Annotated in this window: 10 protein-coding genes and 2 tRNA genes; 9 read left to right on the top strand and 3 right to left on the bottom strand. The window is 45.7% G+C overall.

Annotated elements, in window-relative coordinates; genetic code table 11:
- Nucleotides 1-92: 92 nt before the first annotated feature.
- Together JW968_06085 and JW968_06080 are read right to left on the bottom strand one after the other, a co-directional pair.
- A complete protein-coding gene (locus JW968_06085) occupies nucleotides 93-656 on the bottom strand; it encodes an arginine decarboxylase, pyruvoyl-dependent (GenBank protein MBN1386512.1) in 564 nt (187 codons plus the stop codon).
- A 62-nt stretch (nucleotides 657-718) separates the two neighbouring features.
- Nucleotides 719-811 (bottom strand) — tRNA-Lys (locus JW968_06080).
- 108 nt (nucleotides 812-919) lie between these two features.
- Between JW968_06080 and JW968_06075 the strand changes: the two genes are divergently transcribed.
- The 5 genes from JW968_06075 (at nucleotide 920) to JW968_06055 (ending at nucleotide 4940) form a co-directional block, all read left to right on the top strand.
- Complete coding sequence (locus JW968_06075; GenBank protein ID MBN1386511.1) at nucleotides 920-2446, top strand: YgiQ family radical SAM protein; 1527 nt, start codon at nucleotides 920-922, stop codon at nucleotides 2444-2446.
- 50 nt (nucleotides 2447-2496) lie between these two features.
- Nucleotides 2497-3090 carry a hypothetical protein gene (locus tag JW968_06070; protein MBN1386510.1) on the top strand — a complete coding sequence of 198 codons (594 nt, stop codon included), beginning with the start codon at nucleotides 2497-2499 and terminating at the stop codon, nucleotides 3088-3090.
- Between the two features lie 99 nt (nucleotides 3091-3189).
- Nucleotides 3190-3870 (top strand): hypothetical protein, encoded by a 681-nt coding sequence (locus JW968_06065; protein ID MBN1386509.1) that lies wholly within the window; start codon nucleotides 3190-3192, stop codon nucleotides 3868-3870.
- A gap of 27 nt (nucleotides 3871-3897) precedes the next feature.
- A tRNA-Ser gene (locus JW968_06060) sits at nucleotides 3898-4015 on the top strand.
- 22 nt (nucleotides 4016-4037) lie between these two features.
- Nucleotides 4038-4940, top strand: a complete 903-nt coding sequence (locus tag JW968_06055) for a hypothetical protein (protein MBN1386508.1) — start codon at nucleotides 4038-4040, stop codon at nucleotides 4938-4940.
- Here the strand turns inward: JW968_06055 and JW968_06050 are convergent.
- A complete protein-coding gene (locus JW968_06050) occupies nucleotides 4924-5988 on the bottom strand; it encodes an HIT domain-containing protein (GenBank protein ID MBN1386507.1) in 1065 nt (354 codons plus the stop codon). The two genes, JW968_06055 and JW968_06050, sit on opposite strands and share 17 nt — an antisense overlap.
- 212 nt (nucleotides 5989-6200) lie before the next feature.
- Between JW968_06050 and JW968_06045 the strand changes: the two genes are divergently transcribed.
- The 4 genes from JW968_06045 (at nucleotide 6201) to JW968_06030 (ending at nucleotide 19701) form a co-directional block, all read left to right on the top strand.
- Nucleotides 6201-6683, top strand: coding sequence for a hypothetical protein (locus tag JW968_06045; protein MBN1386506.1), 483 nt, complete (start codon nucleotides 6201-6203; stop codon nucleotides 6681-6683).
- Between the two features lie 348 nt (nucleotides 6684-7031).
- The gene (locus JW968_06040) at nucleotides 7032-7277 is read left to right on the top strand and encodes a hypothetical protein (protein ID MBN1386505.1); all 246 of its coding nucleotides are present in this window, start codon (nucleotides 7032-7034) and stop codon (nucleotides 7275-7277) included.
- 20 nt (nucleotides 7278-7297) lie between these two features.
- Complete coding sequence (locus JW968_06035; protein MBN1386504.1) at nucleotides 7298-19186, top strand: VCBS repeat-containing protein; 11889 nt, start codon at nucleotides 7298-7300, stop codon at nucleotides 19184-19186.
- On the top strand, nucleotides 19186-19701 hold the full coding sequence (locus tag JW968_06030; protein ID MBN1386503.1) for a hypothetical protein: 516 nt from the start codon (nucleotides 19186-19188) through the stop codon (nucleotides 19699-19701). Before JW968_06035 ends, JW968_06030 begins: the two co-directional genes overlap by 1 nt.
- Nucleotides 19702-19706: the final 5 nt, after the last annotated feature.

Raw genomic sequence — 19706 nt, 5'->3', positions numbered from 1 at the left:
TATCAGAGAGCATCCCCTTTGTCAGCCAGAAAATCACTCATCCGGACTTTGACCTGATGCCACTAACCTACATCCATGACAGAGCCGATAAATCAGGCAAGTGTTTGGGAATCCTCAAACAGGAAAACAACAGCAGAGATGACACAGGTCCATAAGCCATCCTTGTTGCCCTCTGCTGACTGGCAGATATGGGTTGTCTTGAAGATATGGCCGCTTGCCTTGTAGATCTGCTCCCTCTCCTCCCAGGCAGTATTTGAATCGAATTCAATCCCGATGGTGGTGGCAAGCATGGTGGCTGCCAGATCCTCAGCATATTCCCCTGATCTCTTCGCCACTTCACCATAGCTGTGATGCTCTGAGATATAACCATGATGATTAGTATCCTTAGGAACAGCCAATCCGATAGCAGCAGAGACCAGCCTGTTAGGCTCATTAGTCTCATTCCTTGCCATGACACAGTAAGTTATCTGACCAGGCCGCAAGCATTTGAGGCCATCTTCCCTCGATATGACCTTGCATTCAGGCGGCATGATGCTTGAGACAGAAACCAGGTTGCACTTCTCAATGCCAGCATTCCTCAAAGCAGCCTCGAAAGATGCCAATTTATCCTTGTTTACACCTACACCTTTTGTCAGGAATATTTTTTTCGGGATCATTTTAAAACCCAGAATCTTATTTCATTTAATAACTTTTTCATGCAAAGAATATTGAGAAAAAATGGGCCCGAGGGGATTTGAACCCCCGACTCTCTGGTTTCTTTCCTGATATCAGCTAAGAGCCAGATGCTCCGACCAGGCTGAGCTACGAGCCCATGAGACCTTCATCAAAAGCCCCCTTTTAAAAATTTTATTGTTCTTATATAGGAAAAAGGCCAATTCCAGCCTAAGCTTTTATAAATGGCCGGGAATCACATAATAACATGGAATATGACATCATCTTTGTGCTTGGAGAAGCGTATTTTGACCATCCCCTCTGCGGGGCAGCAATACTCAAAAGGCTCCTGGAAAAGCATGGGTATACTGTGGGAGTGGTCGAGGAGCCCCAATCAGACAAGGAGATAACAGAGCTCGGCAAGCCAAAGCTATTCTTCGCAGTCAGCTCAGGATCAATGGACTCGATGGTGCGAAATTATACACCACTCAAGAAAAGAAGAGATGAGGACCCCAATCTTGATTATCATGAGAAAGTGCCGGACAGGGCAACAATCGTCTACTCAAACTGGATAAAGAAGCACTATAAGGATTCCCTGATCGTGCTCGGAGGCACAGAAGCCAGCCTCAGGAGATTCACTCACTTTGATTACTGGGAGAACAGGCTAAGGAGAAGCATATTATTTGACACACGGGCAGACATCCTAGCATACGGATCATGCGAGAAACAGATACTGATCATAGCTGACCGGACAAAAAAAGGGGAAGAGCTTCCAGGCATAGAAGGGACATGCATACTGAGCAAGGAAGTCCCATCCGGTTTTATGGAATTGCCAAGCCATGAAGAAGTCAGTGAATCAAAAGAAAGATTCGTGGATATGCAGCTGATGCTGACGAATACAAAAAATCTTGCACAGAAAGACAAAGGCTGGCATGTGCTGCAATACAAGATGCCAAAATACACTTCAAAGGATCTTGACGAGTACTATGAGCTGCCCTTCACAAGACAGATACCAAAAGAGATGACAGGCTTCCAGTTCAGCGTCGTGACACACAGAGGATGCATCGGGAGATGCAATTTCTGCTCGATAACGCTGACGCAGGGCGACAAGATAATATCCAGGAGCGAGGATTCGATAATACGCGAGATAGAGCAGATGACAAAGCATCCTAAATTCCGAGGCAATGTAGATGACCTCGGCGGGCCATCAGTGAACATGTACGGCATGGACTGCGGGCTCTGCGAAGGAAGCTGCCTGGAATGCAAAAAGCTCGACAGGAGCAACAGGAGATACCTTGACCTGCTGAAGAAAGTCAGGAAGATCAAAGGAGTGAACAATGTGTTCATAAGGAGCGGAATCCGATATGACCTGGCAACACCAGAGCTCATAAAGGAGATAGCAGAGCACCACATCTTCGACACACTCCGGGTCTCACCAGAGCATGTGAACAAGAGGATACTGGATCTCATGAACAAGAACAAGGGAAATCTGCAGGAATTCTTTGCGGAATTCAAGAAACACCAGAAGATGGACAAGCTCTCATTCTATTTCATGACAGCGCATCCAGGATCGACCATCAAGGAGGCAGAGGAGCTTGCGGACTTCGTGCGGAAACTCCCGAATGCAGAATCATTCCAGGTGTTCACGCCGACACCGATGACAGCATCGACATGCATGTACTACACAGGGATGGACCTTTCTAAGAGGAAGATATATGTGCCTTACACATACAATGAAAAAAAGAAGCAGAAAAGACTGATATTGGGGCAGAAAGACAGGATGAACAGCTTCTGATGCAGGGATGCAGGAAAAAATTTATAAGCAAACTTTGATTTCTCATCAGCATGAAAAAGAGATATATCCTGATACCCCTGATCCTGATCGCTCTAGCTGTCCTCATATGGTTCTTCCTCAGGCCAGCTCCCCAAGCTGATGAGCCAGTCCCTGAAGCCAAGGATCCCGGGGATTTCATCGTCGACATAAAGACAGAAAGCACTGTGCTGTCTTCACTGCTGTACACAGACCAGTATGATCCAAGCCAGAAATATCCTGTACAGACAATAACGCTCAACAACACGCTTGAAGAGACAAGATACTATGAATTCAATGAGCCGATATTCTGCATAAAGGATACAGAGGACACGATGAACCCAGAGCCTGTGAACTCCCTGTATTCAGTCACGATCCCGGGGCAGGATGAGGAGATGATCAAGCCAGGATCAGAGATCATAAAGAACATAGAAGTGCCGAGCAGAACAGTGAAACAGATACGCATCTACTATCAGCCAAAGGCTTTGTTCAACACAGCAGACAAATCCAGATACTCCGGTTTCGAAGAGCTATGGATGGTGCCGATCGAATCAGAGGAGATGCGTTCCAAATGGTGCTTCAACCTCATGGACAAGCTTGAGAATTCTTATATCATGAAGATAGAATAAAACGCCGACGCCCGGAATTTCTATGTATTTTTGCCGGATATTTTCTGGTACTGCGTATATATAGAAATATTTATATAAAACTAATAGCAAATCACTATTATGGATTTTGCAGAACGAAATAGGAATGTTGCAATAAACAGGTGGAAAAGAATTCATGAGCGAGAGAGAAGAATTATTGGACAGACTGACCAACATACTATTATGAAATCTGCTCTTTGCGGTTTTCTAGCTGGTGATGGGAGTGTTCAAATCAGGAAGGAGAAGGATTTTCTTCATCATCAACTTGATTTCTTTCCTGATGATCCTTTAATGTTAAGAAAATATTGTGAATTTTTATATTCTGTCTATAAAAAGAGGCCAAAAATAAAACAAGTGAATGGATTTAGCACTGTTAGAGTCTCCTCGAAAACAATAGTCAAGGATTTAATACAACATGCTGATTTTGGATTATATACTTGGAATTTTCCTGAAAAATTGTTTAAGGTTGAGGGGGCAAAAGAAGCTTGGGTAAACGCTTTTTTTGCATCTGAAGCCTATATTGGTCCACAATCAATCAAAGTACAGACTGTGAATCATAATAGCATGAGAAGGTTATCTATATTGTTGGATTCAATGGGAATTGAAAACAGATATTATGAATATGCTCCTAAAAACCAGAATCATAACCTGGTTGCCATCATTCACATAAATAAAAAGAAAGCAAAATATGTTTTTGCAACAAAAATCGGCATCTGGCATTCAAAAAAACAAAATGCTCTCCGGAAAGCATTAGATTTATAAATCTGAATTGGAACCCTCAACTATACTGCCAGCGTGGCACAACCTGGTACTGCGCAAATCAACTAAAATTGAGCGTAAGCCTGGAACCAGACGCAAGACAGCTTGTTTCCTTCGGGATATCCCGGTTCAAATCCGGGCGCTGGCGTTTTAATACACTGAATGAAAAAATGAGAAAAAGAAGCCAGATACAGGGAATGGTGATACTGTGGCTCATTGTCGGGGTGATCGCTGTCTCTGCAATGCTGTTCGGCTACAAGGTCATCAAGAACTTCCAGAAGAGCGGAGAAGAGACGATGTACATGGACTTCGAGAAGGCCATGGATGAAGGCATCGCAGTGCTGAAGAACAAGTTCAGAGCCACACATGAAGTGAAAGCCAACATACCAAGCCACATCAAAGAGATATGCTTTGTCGACCCCACAAAGACAGAATTCATCTTCTCCAGCCCCAAGATAAAAGAGTATCCCTATATCAAGGACAGCATAGGATCGAATTCCACGCAGAACATCTTCTTCCTGTCAGACAGGCTTGAAAGAATATACTCATATCCTGAGATAATAATGGACCAGTACCCATACTTCTACTGCCAGCCGACTGACGGCAGGATAGACATATATCTTGAGGCAAGAGGAAGGAATGCCCTGCTGATGGCTGGCATAAAGAAGAGCCTGAAGCTCGAGACCCCGACAAAAAGCCTTCAGGAACTTGAGAGCTATGACCTCAGCGCAAGGCTCAGGATACTTCCGGGAACGAGCGTGACAAGCTCAGGAATCATAGTCAGGGAGATATCACTTGCGCCGGAATTCATAGACCTGAGCAGGACAAAAATAAGCGACACATATGCCATACTCCCAAGGGATGGGAGACTATCATCAGAAGCCAAGATAATATTCAAATACCCTCCAGAGCAACAAGGAGAGATGGCAATATACCACATGACAGACTCAGGCTGGGAGAAGTCAGATGAGGATTATCATCATGACGAGACCATGAGAGAGATCTCAGTATCCATCCAGGAACTCGGCTATTATGTGCTGGCTGATTCCTCTGATGTCAAGGGATCCTCCTGATGTGCCTCAGCATATAATTCGTCTCCTGCCTGCCCGGTGCGATATCAGAATCATCAATCTCTGGTTCTTCATTGCCCAGATCCAGCTCAATAGGGGCAGGCTTCTTCTTCTCAAAGAAACCAGTGTTCCTTGTCTGCTCCTTCAGCTGGAGCTCAATAGTGGACATCTCCTCCTCATTCAGCTGTCTCGGGGTCCAGCTTAAATCAAGATTATCACCCTGCTTCCTGGGCAGGACATGGAGGCCGACATGAGGGACCTTCTGCCCGGCAGGGACGCCATTTGTAATAAGGAGGTTAGTGCCCTGGGCTCCGAAAGCCTCGAAAGCAGCGACAGAGACGCGGTTGGCAATCTGGAACATCCTGCCCACGACAAAATCAGGCACATTCTCAATGATCGGGGTGTGCTCAAGCGGGGATACGATGACATGGCCTGCAGAGGCCGGTGCTGGCGAGAGGAAAGCGCAGACCTCATCATCTGAAAATACGATATTCTCAGCTGACTTTATCTCTGAGCAATACTGGCAGCTGGCTGAAGACTTGGTGAGCTCCCTGCTGATGAAAGAGGACTCCCTGTCTGCTGACCTGAGCTTCTGCTTCAGGATCGCAGCAAGCTGCCTGAGCTGGGAAGTGTCAATCTGATTCTCTGGCAGGATCAGCCTGAGGCCGTCATTCTCTTTCCTCGGGATGATATGGACCATGAAATGAGGGCTCTTCTGGCCTGCGATGGCGCCATTGGCCACAAAAATATCAGTTCCTTCCACTTTCAGGGCCTTCAATGCAGCATGAGAGAGCTGCTTGGCCAGCATGCCGATATGATTTATGAGATCATCAGGCATCTGGGGCATGATCATGTGATGCTCTTTCGGCATCAGAAGGATATGGCCCGGATTCGCGGGATTTATGTCAAGCACAGCAATGGCTTTATCATCCTCGTAGATCTTCTTCGAGGAGACCCTGCCGCTAACTATATGGCAGAAGATGCAGTTCTGCTTCTGGAGCTCTGCAATCTGCTCCGGAGACATGTTCTTGAGTTCCTCTTCTGTGACCATGCAGGGGCTGTTAGGGATTGGCTATTTAAATAATTCCATTCCAAAATTATATAGTTTTTTGTTAATGTTATATCTTATTTTGTTGATATTAATTAAAAATTGTATGATATTATCATAATTTTTGAGCAGAATATACAAAAAAACGAAATCTTTATAAAATAATGTGTCATGATTCACTTAAAAATATGTCAATAGCATAAGAAGGGACACATTTGAAGCTAGACACCCTAAAGAGGATATTATCTGTATTCAGCAACCCATACAGCCACTTCTCCATCAGATATGTCGCGCAGCAGGCAAAGATGCACTACACATCATGCTACCTCGCAGTCGAGGAGATGATAGAAGAAGGGATAATCGTCAGGATAAATGTAGGCAATTCCTTCAACATCGGGCTGAACCTTGACAATGAGAGAGTGATGTCATACATCTCACTCATGTCAATTGACAGACGGGATGAATTCCTCAAGAAGAACCCGAAATACCATGACTACATGAACCACTACAGGAAGAGATGCCATTTCCTAATATTCATGGACGGATTAGTCATTGTGTCTGATGAGAAGCATGACACATCTATCACACTTGCAGAGTTCGAAAGGATGCTTCTGAAACCCAAATACAAGGAGAAAGCGCTGAAGGCCACAGTCCTGCTCTACCCTGAGATGTTCTGGCGGACGGTGATGGGGAGATGAGGATCGGAAAAGCAGGAAGGCTGCGAGTATTGTTTCTGCTCTCCATGTCTCTTATTTTCACCCTACCTTTTTCCCAAGCTGCATGTGGGGACTGCGAATGTACTGATACCTATTGGGGTGCAGAAGGACAAGTAGGGCTCGGTTTAGATGATGCCTGTTATAATATTGTCGACGAAAGATTCATCTGCGCGTATAGCAAGTGGCACTCTTGCATTAATCCATTTCCATCATGGAGTTGTTCAGGCCATGATGTCGATCCAGGAAATCCAGCCTGTACTGTAATAAATGTATATGGAGACGATTATTTTTGTGACTATGATACACACAAATGGCTTGATGGCGATGGAAATGAAGCTATTTGTGAATATGGTTTTTGCTGTGGAGGAAGCTGTGAGGACACATCATGCCCACCATGTCAGGAATATGATTTTGATACCTGCGAATGTAAGGCTGTCCGAGATGGTGTTAATGGTCCTGGTTGCTATGCACAATGCACCTACTGTTCTTCTGGTAATTGTGAGGACAGAGATCGATGTGATACAACTGAATGTGGACTTGGAACCTATTGTAATACTGGAGGAGGCAGTTGTGTAGCTCCAGATGCTTCACAAGGAGTGTGCAACAACTGCGCTCCATTTCCAGGCCAATGGTGCTGGCGTGCGGGTGCTGCAGCGTACAGCTCAGAAGCCAACTGCCTCGGCGATGATACCGGTTCAGATGTATTTGACACGACACAATGCTGGACAACAGATTATGATGGGATTACTTATTGCAGTCTCTTAAATTACAGGACCCCTGGCCAGAACAGTGGTGAAGATGACAAAGTGTTCTGCATGATCGGATCAGGAGGCGATGATTACTGCGAAGATGATGTGGTGCTTGATTCGTGCAGTGATGTTGACGATTGTATGACATCTCCGACAGGCTCTTGGAGCATCGATGGCAACTGCGGCTGTACTGATTCATACGGCGGAGCCTGCCAGATCTACCCGCAAAGCGAGACAAGCAACGAATACTGCAATGGGATATGCGTTGCAGATGAAAGCGGCGGGTATACCTGCTCTAACGAAAATCTTTTCGGACAAGAATGGGATGCTGACACAACTTGTCATCATTGCGGTTCAGGCCCTGGTTGCATGGAATTTGGACCATATTACTTCTGCAGTGGAACAGAAAGATGGTATGAAAATTGTGTATGCAACGGAATACAAGATTGCTATAAGGTAGATTCTTGCGGTCCAGACCAGACATGCCAGGGCGGAGAATGTGTCGATGGATATGCTACTCGCGATTATTGCATCAGGGACGGAGAGCCATGTATGGCTTATATGGGGGGTGATCCCACGGGTGAATGTAATTACAATGCGAATGATATGTGCGTAGGCGGTGAATGCTGTCCAATAGATTATGGTGCTATGTATACTTCTGAGGATTATACAGGATGCATGGCCCGGACTTGCGGTGCGACATGCAGCGGTGGTGAGGATGGATGGGTCTGCTTCTCTCCAGACCTCGGCAGCCCTATATGGGGCTCAGACGGGATCTGCATCTCTGATAATTGCTGTTCTCACTCAAACAGTGTCACGATAGACTGCAATGGAGCAGGCATCCAGTATTGGCAGCGAGACCCGAGCACCTGCCTGCAGCTCAGTGAGGTAAATGGACCATCTCTTTATGATGGTCATGTCTATGACTGCGGTACAGGAGCAGATGGAATGGCCTGCGAAGCAGGAATAGATACAAATCCTGACTGCAACACTGACAAGGGATTCAAGCAGGACGGCATATGGGTGAATGGAGTATGCAGATCGAATGATGCAGTCCTGCATAATGGAGTATTCTCTGTCGGATGCACAGATGCAAGATATGGATACATGTGCGATTATTCAGACGGGAATGCAGATACTCATGATGATGATTACGGCAATTTCTTCTACTCAGGATATTGCGCGAGGAATGCACGGAATTCAGTGCTGTTTGACTGCCACAGCTACCAGAACACAGAAGCATATTATATAGTGATGGACTGCAATAGTATGCAAGACCAGCACCCCTCAGAAGGCAATCCACAGCTGACTGACGGAGGAGTATGTCAGGTCGGGACAGATATAGCATATAAAAACGACAGGACATTCGGAGTCGGCCACAATGCAGGAGATGCCTGCGATCATTTTGTAGGTGCATGGGCAGGAGAAGATGATGGGGACTGGAATGCAAATCATGGCTATTGGGAGCAGACAGGGACAGTGGCTTATGGAGTTGATGACTATAATAATTGGCGCCTGTACTGCATAGGCGCAGGATATCCTGTTTCTTATGATTACCAAGATGGAGACCCATCAAACTATACCTTCAAGTCCAAATGCTTAAATTCAGTGTCGGGAAGCATGTGCGAAAACCATCCGGAAACAGGAGGGGACTTTGAGCACAATGGATTCTGCGCATGGCAAATAATAGAAGGTGTGGGAAGCAAATTATGCGATGATGCAGATGAAACAGTCATGGACTGCGACTATAATGAGGATGAATACAATAACAGTGCAGCAGGACCCACTCCTGATGTGAGGGACCTCAAAGAAGGAGGAGAATGCCGGATCGGCGAGGATAATGTCTATGTGAACTGTTCATACAGGCCAGGGGATGCATGCACAACACATAATGACGACGGATATTTCTGGAGACAGAATGGGACATGCGTAAACAGCATATCAGGGTATTACTGCGATGAGAGCGGAGAAGTCGCATATGACTGGACCACAAAACAATTCGTGGAAAGCTGCCAGGATGCAATGGCCGGAAGCCCGTGCGACTCAGATGCGACATCAGGAGGAGACTTCGAACAGAATGGCTACTGCGCAATAAACCGCTCAGACGGGAACAAATACTGCGATACAGGAATGGTTGTAATAGACGGAGACAGCAATCCTTATTTCAATATAATAAATGATAATCTTTCAGTAATCATGAACTACACAGACATCAATAATATATCAGTTCCTCCTGATCTTGTCTATTCCACCTGCGAATTAGGGGCATGGTACCAGTCAGATTATCCAAATAATAAAGGCGGAGACGGGGATGCATGCAACAGGGCACTTTCCGGAAGCTACAATGGGTCAATGCCATGGCAGACAGGCACCTGCGCGTATGATGAGAGTTCAGGCCAATCAGTCTGCAAGGGGACAGGGCATGTCGCTTATGACATGATCCAGCACAGGTTCGAGGTATCCTGCGTGCAGGCAAGTGTGTTCGGGGGAGAGATATGCGAAGGAAATCCTGCAACAGGCGGGGACTTTGACCATGAAGGATACTGCGTCAATAATGACAAGAATATCTGCTATACTGGAATGACAAGCATGGACTGCGATAATGATATGGCTTCAGACAGGTATGACATCAATGAATGCGAGATAACAATAGATGAAGTGATATCAGGGTGCAATCCAAGCGATGCATGCGACATCACATGGCAGGACGGCAATCATTTCTTCCAGGACGGGGTGTGCATAAATAGTATTGTATGCGATAATTTCTCTGAGACATCATATGATACTTATTGGGAATCAGGATCAGGCACTTCTAATCTGAACCTGGACTGTACTGACCATCCAGGAGACTCGTGCGACTGGCAGGCAAACCATGGCGGGGATTATACAGAGAATGGCGCATGCATCTATGATGTGCCACCTAGCGGAGTATTCTATCAGAATTTCGATAATCTGAACCTCAGCGAATGGAATCATACAGGTACAGGGACAGCTGAGATACTGCAGATAAGAGGAGAGGGGCACGGAGTTCTCCACATGCAGAATCAAAGGATGGTGTCTCAGCGTAATACAGGAAGCACTTTTGTGATAGATTTCAAGTTTGCAATGGATCCATGCAACCCCTCAACACCGAGCGGGATAACATTCAACAGGGCAGCAAAAGATGATTGGCCATTAACCAGCGGATACCTGCTCGCATTCAGGAAGACATCATCATCAAATCCGTTCACTATCAGCCTAAGAAAACAAGGCATAGTGCTGACAAGCACAACATCAGGCATAGACATCACAGACAAGATGAACCTTACCCAGGGAAGGCTGGCAGTCAGCCTCCTGACAGACCATTATGGGTATGTATACGGGAAAAGAATAGAATTCTATGCCGACGGAGAACTGATATTGGAATACTCTGACGAAGACACATCAGAGACCGGGCCATGGTCGGGGGTGTACACAGCGACATCAGGGAATATCTACATAGATGACTGGCACAACAGGTGGTTCATGTGGGTGATCGAACCTGACAGTGTCATTCAGAACAAGCCTGACGGCCCTATCTGCTGCCTTCAGGATTATTCAGCTGGAGACAGGGGCAGCAGGTGGAGCAACCTTCCATATCCATACAACACGGGTTTGGAGGGTCTAACCCTATTTGATCAGGATGAAGACTGCGGATGCGTCAAGTCTTCAGAAGGGGATTACTGCATCGAGGATCCAAAAAACGAAGGAGATGGCCTGAGGGAGCTATGGACCTCATCAGGGGCAAGCGGAACAAGCTGGCCGGGAAGATGCGTCTACAATGGCGACAAGTGGCACTGCGATGAGAGGATAAAAGACTGCTTCATAGACACAGACATAATAAATGAGACATACTGCGACAACTCGACAATAATCGGATGCCACATCCAGAACTGCACTATACTCGATTCATTCCTGTTCAAGGAGAATGACTATTACCCGCATGACTGCGTGTGCCTGAATTCAGTGATATACAATTCCACACTGACAAATGTGCATGTCATAGATTCTGTCATCATCAACACCACAGCAACAGACTCATTCATCAATAATTCAGACATCAATGACTCAAACCTGAGATTCTCGCTGACAGAGGACACAGACTTCTGCGGGTCATTCGATGTATACGGAGCAAAGATACAGGATTGGCAGCTGATATCCGGCAGAGTGATATATAACAAAACAACATACATTGGCCCTTACAGCATCGACAGCATATGCGAGGGCATGCCACCCGGAGCTTCCGGCCAGCTGGCGTTTGTTCCAGACCTAGCGAAGCATGATGATAATGTGACAATATACTATTTCGGCACAGGACTCAATCATTCAGTGCAGATAAAGGCTGACCAAGCCAGCAAGGTATTCGCCAATTCTCCCATAATACTCTCGGACAACGGAATCGCACCAGATGAGACCGAGGATGATGCCATATACACATCAGAAGCACAAGTCACAAAAACCGACGACGGCCAAGTCACGATAAGAGCGAATATAAACGATATCCACGGCAATCCATACACAGCGAATGCATCACTCACAATAGACAATACCAACCCCAGCGCCGGGATAATAATCAATGGCGGTGATGAGCACACAACAAGCCTCATGGTGAATCTCGAGCTGGCATACTCAGACGAAAATGGAGTCAAGGAATGCAGGTACGGGAATTCCAAGATCGATGAGCGAGTATCCTGGGAGCCATGCACACAAAACAAGGTGTGGTGGCTTGAGCAGGGAGAAGGCATCAAGACAGTCTGGTATCTTGTCAAGGACAATGTCGGGAACATCAATGTAACAAATGACACAATAAACTACACACATCTGCTTGAGGAGATATGGATAAACGATCCGGTGCCGGGGCAGAAGATAAACGGCACATATGTTGTGAACATCTCTTCAGATGATATACTTGAAGATGCCATGGTCAGCATAGATGAAGGGGAGTGGATGCCGGCAGACGCAAGCATATTGCCCCAATCTGAAACTGCAGAATACACATGGAACACAACCCTTCTCTGGGACGGCACACACACGATACAGGCAAGAGACATTGATCCGCGGGGAGATTATGTGTACTCAAACACAGTCTATGTTCTTGTGGATAATGTCCCACAAGCTGTTACGATAATAAGGCCTGAAAACGGATCCACACTGTCAGGAGAGCAGGAGATACTCGTAGATGTGGACGGGGATGCTGTGAGGGTTGATTTCTTCATTGACAGCGGCGGACCTGTCTATCAGGATTATGACAGCAATGGAGGCTGGAACTACACATGGGACACCACAAGCGTGAATGACGGGCCACATAATATAAGAGCAGTTGCCTGGGCAAGACTGCTTGGAGGACTCCTGGCATGGAAGATAGGAGAAGATACAGTGGAAGTGACTGTTGATAACCATGCGAACCTATCATTTGAGATGCCATCCTGGATAAACAAAGTTTATGATATAGAAGTACTTGAGACAGACCTTGATGAAGTGTCCTTTGAAGCGTCCCACAACAATATTGATTATTATGCAATCGGAAGAGATGGGAATGATCCATTCATGGTGCCATGGGACACAAGAGAATATGATGATGGCCATTATTATATAAGAGGCAATGGCACAGAGTTCGGCGGACAGGTCAATACAGAGATCAGGGAGACAAACGTGGACAATTCCGGGCCACAAGTCGACATAAATTATCCTGGACTGAATGATATCCTGCATGGGGATATAACAATCACAGCATCCTCGACTGATGCAGGCATAGGTATTGATCCGGGATCCTATGAGTTCTACATCGACGGAGTGAGCCAGGGGCTTCCTGCTGAGTCACTTGTGCTGAACATGCCTTTCAATGGGTGGTCAACAGGCAGGGCAACAAATGATCTCTCAGGAAATGAATATCATGGAACAGTCATCAATGCATCATATGCCACAGACGGAGGACATGACAGCATGGGCGCATACGGATTCGACGGGACATCGTATATCAACATATCACCTGTGCCTTCCATCAACACAATAAACGGAAGCATGGAAGCATGGGTCTATCTTTCCTCAAGCATATCCTCAGACAGCTCGATACACGGGATATTTGAGGCAGGAATATCCGGCAGCCTGCAGAATTATATCGCGCTCAGGAAGACCATAAGCAACAGGATAGTGATCAGGCACAATGTAAATGGGGTCGATTACACTGCACGATCAGATCCTAGTTCACTATACAATGATGCATGGCATCATTTTGTCGGAGTCTGGAATTCCACGCACATATCAATGTATGTAGACGGAGAAATGAATGAAAATGTGACCAGAGCCGAGTATGTGAATGCAGACCTGCTTGACCAGGCAGTCATCGGGGCAGGCGCCAACAGCGGGATCCACAGCTTCTTCAAAGGGTCAATAGACAATGTCAGGTTATACAACAGGTCGCTGACAGCAGATGAAGTGAAAAAGATATTCAGCGATGACCTCGGAAAATATGAGATAGACACAAGACTGATGAGAGAGGGCGACCACCATGTCAAGGTCACTGCAAGAGACTGGATGGGCAACATCGGAGAATCAGACATTACACCCTTCATGGTGGATAATACACCAGAGAGCGTCACAATCACACAGCCCCATTCAAATGATGTGTTATCTGAGGATGCGCTTATCCAGGTCTTGGGACCGGATGACATGAAGAATGTGACACTCGCATTTGACGGATGCCCTGCACTTGACACAGAGCTTGAGGATGCACCATGGGAGACAATGTGGGATGTCGATGTGTGTGGGGATGGCCTCTATAATCTCACTGCAGTGGGTTATGATTCACTCAGGAGGTATATAGGGAATGATACAATAACAAATGTGAGGATTGACTTACATCCAAACTTCAGCATAAGCACCATCGATAGCTGGGTTGCAGGCATCATAAACATAACTGCAGAGAATGTCGAGGACACTGTTGATTCAATACTCATTGAGATCACAGAAGATGACATCCAATACAGGACAATAGGCTACATGACAAAGGATGGGCGGGAGTGGAGGATTGCATTTGATACCAATACTGTAGATGATGGTGCATACATGCTAAGAGCGACTGCGAAGAATCCGGCAGGAGCAACGTTCACTGCATATTCAAACCGGTTTAATGTTGACAATACTGCGCCTGAGATAGGGATTGATGTATACTTTTATGAATCATCCAGAGTCTACAGATTCGGTTATCTCCTGAGGGGATTAGTCCATGTTGTCGAGAACAGCACAGATCCGGGTGTGGGCATAGACAATACAACATACATGATATCATTTGATGGTGGGGATTTCATTGATGTCACCGAATACTTCCTCTTGAATGACACAGAGATCAGTGTACTCCTCGGATGGCACTATTATCATCCATGGGACACAAACCTGTCAAGCAACGGAGAGCACCAGATACAGATGAAAGTAAAGGACAAGCTCGGAAATGAAGGGTATTCACAGATAATAACAAGAAGAGTGGATAATGAGATGTCGATCGGCGAATTCACAATAGAGCCATATTATGTGAAGAACAGAATGATGATAAAACTCAGGTTCATAGGGGACAGGCTGGGGCTTGAAGTCGAGGCCAACATTTCAGCCCTGGACAGCATCGCCAATAACCCTATCATTCTTTCTGATCCAGAAAACAGGGGCATATACGAGGCCCACCATTCCATATCAACCAAAAATGTGAATCCTGACGGAGAAAAAACAGTCTATGCCACTGTCACAAACTATATGTGGTATGGTGATGATTCAACAGGTTATGATCCAATATCAAACACATTCTCAGCCAAGGCCTTCCTTGACAATACAGAGCCAAATGGCACAATCACAATAAATCCCATTGATATCATCGGGATGGCGGGGCAGAAAGAATGCACTGCAATACCCACAGTCAACCTTGAGATGGATTATCATGACATAGACAACAATGGCATGAGCGGAGTTGATATGTGCAGGTACAGCAACGGACCCTTCCAGGATGAGAATGCCACACAAGTCGTGATGGGAAGCGGCCAAAACGCAATCACAGTCACGCTATACAACATGAGCGGAATGTTCTGGAACATGACTGATGTGAACATATATGATGTTTTTGTGCATGACTTCAACAATGACGGGAAGAATGATGTATTGTTAAATGTTTTCCATAACGAAAAGAAACCTCCCCTCTTCTTTGATTATCTTTATGACCTGGTCGGCCTGTATATAATTTACAACAATGGAGAACTTGATATCAGGACATGGCCAAAGCAGGAACTATACTTTGCGAACATCACACTGCCATCATGGCCAGGAATTGACAGGGTCAACCAGAATTTCGGAGGGCATATATCCTCCCTTGATATCGGCGATTACAACAATGACGGGAAAACTGACGTATTGTATGCAAAAACCTCAAGATTCTCATTCTCAACAAGAAATGATTCCTTGGTGCTGCTTGAAAACAAAGGGAAATCCTATGATGGAGTCAGCTGGGAAAAACACTCTTTCGGAGGATGCCATGAATACAATGTGGATAATGGCTATGTTTTCTGGGTTTCATATGCTTATTACAACTTTTCAATCGGGACATGCCTGGACAGCGGCTCGAACTTCCTTTACAAGGCAAAATTCGTCAAGAACGATGATGGATATCTTGATATCTATGCAAGAGCCCATGCCGGAATCTATGTCAATACATCAGCATACATAAAATATTTGGTAGTGAATGATTCAGATTACTACCTAATCAATAACGGCGACAGTAATCCCTCAAACTGGCAGAGGATTGCCATCAAGAATCCATTGGTCAGCATGAAAAGAAACCAGATAGATTCTCTGATAAATATCCTCACTGGTATGACAGATTCTGAATGTTTACCCTTTGCTGAATCTAGCTGGCGGGGCTGGTACATGTCAAATCTTGACATAACAAAAGAGAATGGAAAGATAAACATCATCCAAGGACATAATAGAGATAAATTAAAATATTACACAATAATAGATAGCCTGAATCCAGTGAATTATCATCATATGCTCATAGATACCCTTCCTTTTGCCAGTCGAATGTGGTATGAACACCAGTTTGAGGATTACGATAACGACGGATCAAGTGATATATTTGCTGTAACCTCACATACTCTTCCATACACGTGTTATGATTATTATCTGAGAGTCTATAAAAATAATGGCTTTCCCAATCCAAAGGATTGGACTATATACAACATCAATATACCCAGCGAAACCAGATCAGTATCCTTTGCAGATCTGAACAATGACAAGAGAAAAGACATCATACTTTATTCTTTTCCACTCAGTCCAGCTTACATATTCTTTTTCAACAATGGTGATGAGGTTTCAAGCTGGCCGAGGTATGATGAAGCGAGATTAAACAATATATATGGAAACATGGGATTAGGTGACCTTGATGGAGACGGTTCAGCAGACCTGGTCGGTTTTCACGGAGTCTATGTCGGATACAATAATATGCTCAATGTATGGTCAGCATGCACTGACACAAAAGCATGGCAGCTGAGCAACAGTACCGGACTCAAGATAGTGTACTACCAGATAAAAGATGTCTCCGGCAATATTTACACAACATCAGACACAATCTACTATGACCCAAGCGGCGCATGCATGGACATGACACCACCGACACAGCCGATTGTGGTGGATGACGGCGATTACACGAACTCATCAGACACACTGCATGCATACTGGTATAACTCTACTGACAGGGAGCAGGAACTGCTGCATCTGCCACTGAGCTACAGGTTCAGGATACATGACACAACTGAGAATCTCATTCTCAACCCCGGCTTTGAGACCTTTGATTCAGACCTGAATGGGGTGATGGATGGCTGGGCAAAGAGCCCAGGCACCAATGCAACAAGATCAGGCGATTCTTCCAATGGAAAATTCAGCCAGATGCTCACCCAAGGCGAGATATATCAGGATGTAGAGCTCAAAGAAGAGGAGCATAGCATATCAATAACCTACAAGTACAATGAATCACCAATCCAGGATCTCAGACTGAAAATCTGCAACCCTCTAGACACAGGATGCAGTTCGCCCATATCTGAATATGAGATTGGGCATAATACTGATTGGGAGACAGTCGAGATGATATTCTCAACAGATTCGGAAACATATTATAGGATATTGCTTGAAAATCCGAACAATGAACAGGTCTTCATCGACAATGTGGTGCTGAAGAGAACATCGACTGTGCCTGATGCTATCGTGGACTGGACAGATACGCTTGAGAATGAGGTGACAGTCTCAGGACTGGATCTCGAGAACAACCATGAATACACATTCGAGGTCAAGGCAGTCAATGCAGCAGGGCTTGAGAGCATATCCGGATTCTCAGACGGCATAGTCTCTGACCAGAGGAATCCTGACATCTCACTCTGGAGCACAACGCATCCTGACCCGAGCCAATATTACAGCAGCACAACAGTGTTGATGCACTGGCAGGGGAATGACCTTGAGTCAGGAATATATGCATACAGCTACAGATTCGACCATACGAATGACACAGAGCCTGATGACATACCTGAAGGAGAAATGGGACAGTTCCATCTCAAGACAAATGCAACATATGACATGGATGATGGGATATACTATTTCCACATAAAGACACAGGACAATGTAGGCAGGTGGAGCGATACAAAGCACTTCAGGGTGATGGCAGATTCAGAGCTCGGGCCACCGATAATCACACTCATCTCGCCCATAGGGGTCACAGCAGACGAGACACCGCTATTGCATATCGAGACAAATGAGGATGCGGTCTGCTCATTCAACCAGACACTGCCTGTCGGGGGGTATGCTTATCAGGAGTTCCTGACAACAGGAGGGAGGATACACGAGTCCCAATTGGGGGAAATGGATGATGATGACTACCAGTTCTGGTTCAACTGCACAGACTATGCCGGCCATCACAATGACTGGAACTACACGAATTTCAGCGTCATATCAGATGTTGTGCCGACACTTGTGGAGATACTCAACTTCGACCCACCGTACTATGTCCAACAGAGGATGAAACTGAAGCTCCTTGTGAGATACAGCACAGACTACGGGTTCATCGGCATAGGGGGATTGGGAGATGACATATTAGTGACAGTGAGCGGCACAAGGTACCATAACACATACAAGGACCTCGGCGGTGGCTATTATGATGTTTTTTTCACTGCACCAGAAGAAGAAGGGACATATTACCTCAACATATCAGTTAGAGGCACAGGCGATCTCGAGGAGGAATTTGAGGTGGATGATTTCTCCCTGACAATGGCCTATACAGGGGATGATTTCGAACTTCCAGATGACTTTGATCCTGAAGAGATAGACAATTATGTATACGGCAAAGAGAATTATGCCATACTCGGATTTGCCACAGACGACGACAATGCAGCCAATGCTAATTTCGAGCTGACATCAGGTGCGCTGGACAACAACTACATATTCATGACAAACCCATCAGCCAGCATACCGAGGAGGATGGCTTACATAAATGAGAAGACATTCGAGGGGCTCATCTTCCCCTCATTCGGGCTTCCGCTTAACCAGGACACATGCATGATCGTGGCAACCCTGAGCTATGCAGGCACAGAGATGTCCGGGGACCAGGAAGCGCCAGAGGGCATATACACAATCATAGTGAGGAATGAAGGCATCACAGGCAACGGGACAATCAACATGAGCGTGAGGATAATATGATGGGATCCCTGACAGGAACATCCAACAGAAAAGGGCAGTTCTACATACTCATGTCAGTCATACTCGTAGGTGTCCTCTTTGCACTCGCCTATCCCATGATCAAAGTCACAAAGCCCCGAGTTGACATCAAACATGTGGCTGACAATTATGTCACAGAAGCAGCATATGCTGTCGACACAGCGCTGATAGAAGAAGAGGATCCGGATGAGAGACTGCAGAATTTCACAGGGCAGTTCCTGGATTTCGCAAGGCAGAAAGAGACAAACCTCGAGATGGTGTACCTGCTGTTCACACCTGATGTGGTGATCATCCGCAACTACAATGCCGGGAAATTCACAGTGTACCAGGAGAACCAAGATGACAGATTCAATGATATAGAATGCGGGGTCATGGCTCCGACAGATTCAAAAACTATAAAAAGAACAGGGTATGTAAAACTCGTCAAGGACGACGTGGAATACAGATTTGAGATGCCTGAAGAGAAATACAAGGTCAAGGCGCTGTTCATATCATGAGGAAA

The sequence above is a fragment of the Candidatus Woesearchaeota archaeon genome (assembly GCA_016928155.1).
Taxonomy (GTDB): Archaea; Nanobdellota; Nanobdellia; order Woesearchaeales; family JAFGLG01; genus JAFGLG01.
The sequence above is the reverse complement of the archived record's forward strand: the minus strand, read 5'-3'. Positions and strand labels throughout refer to the sequence as shown.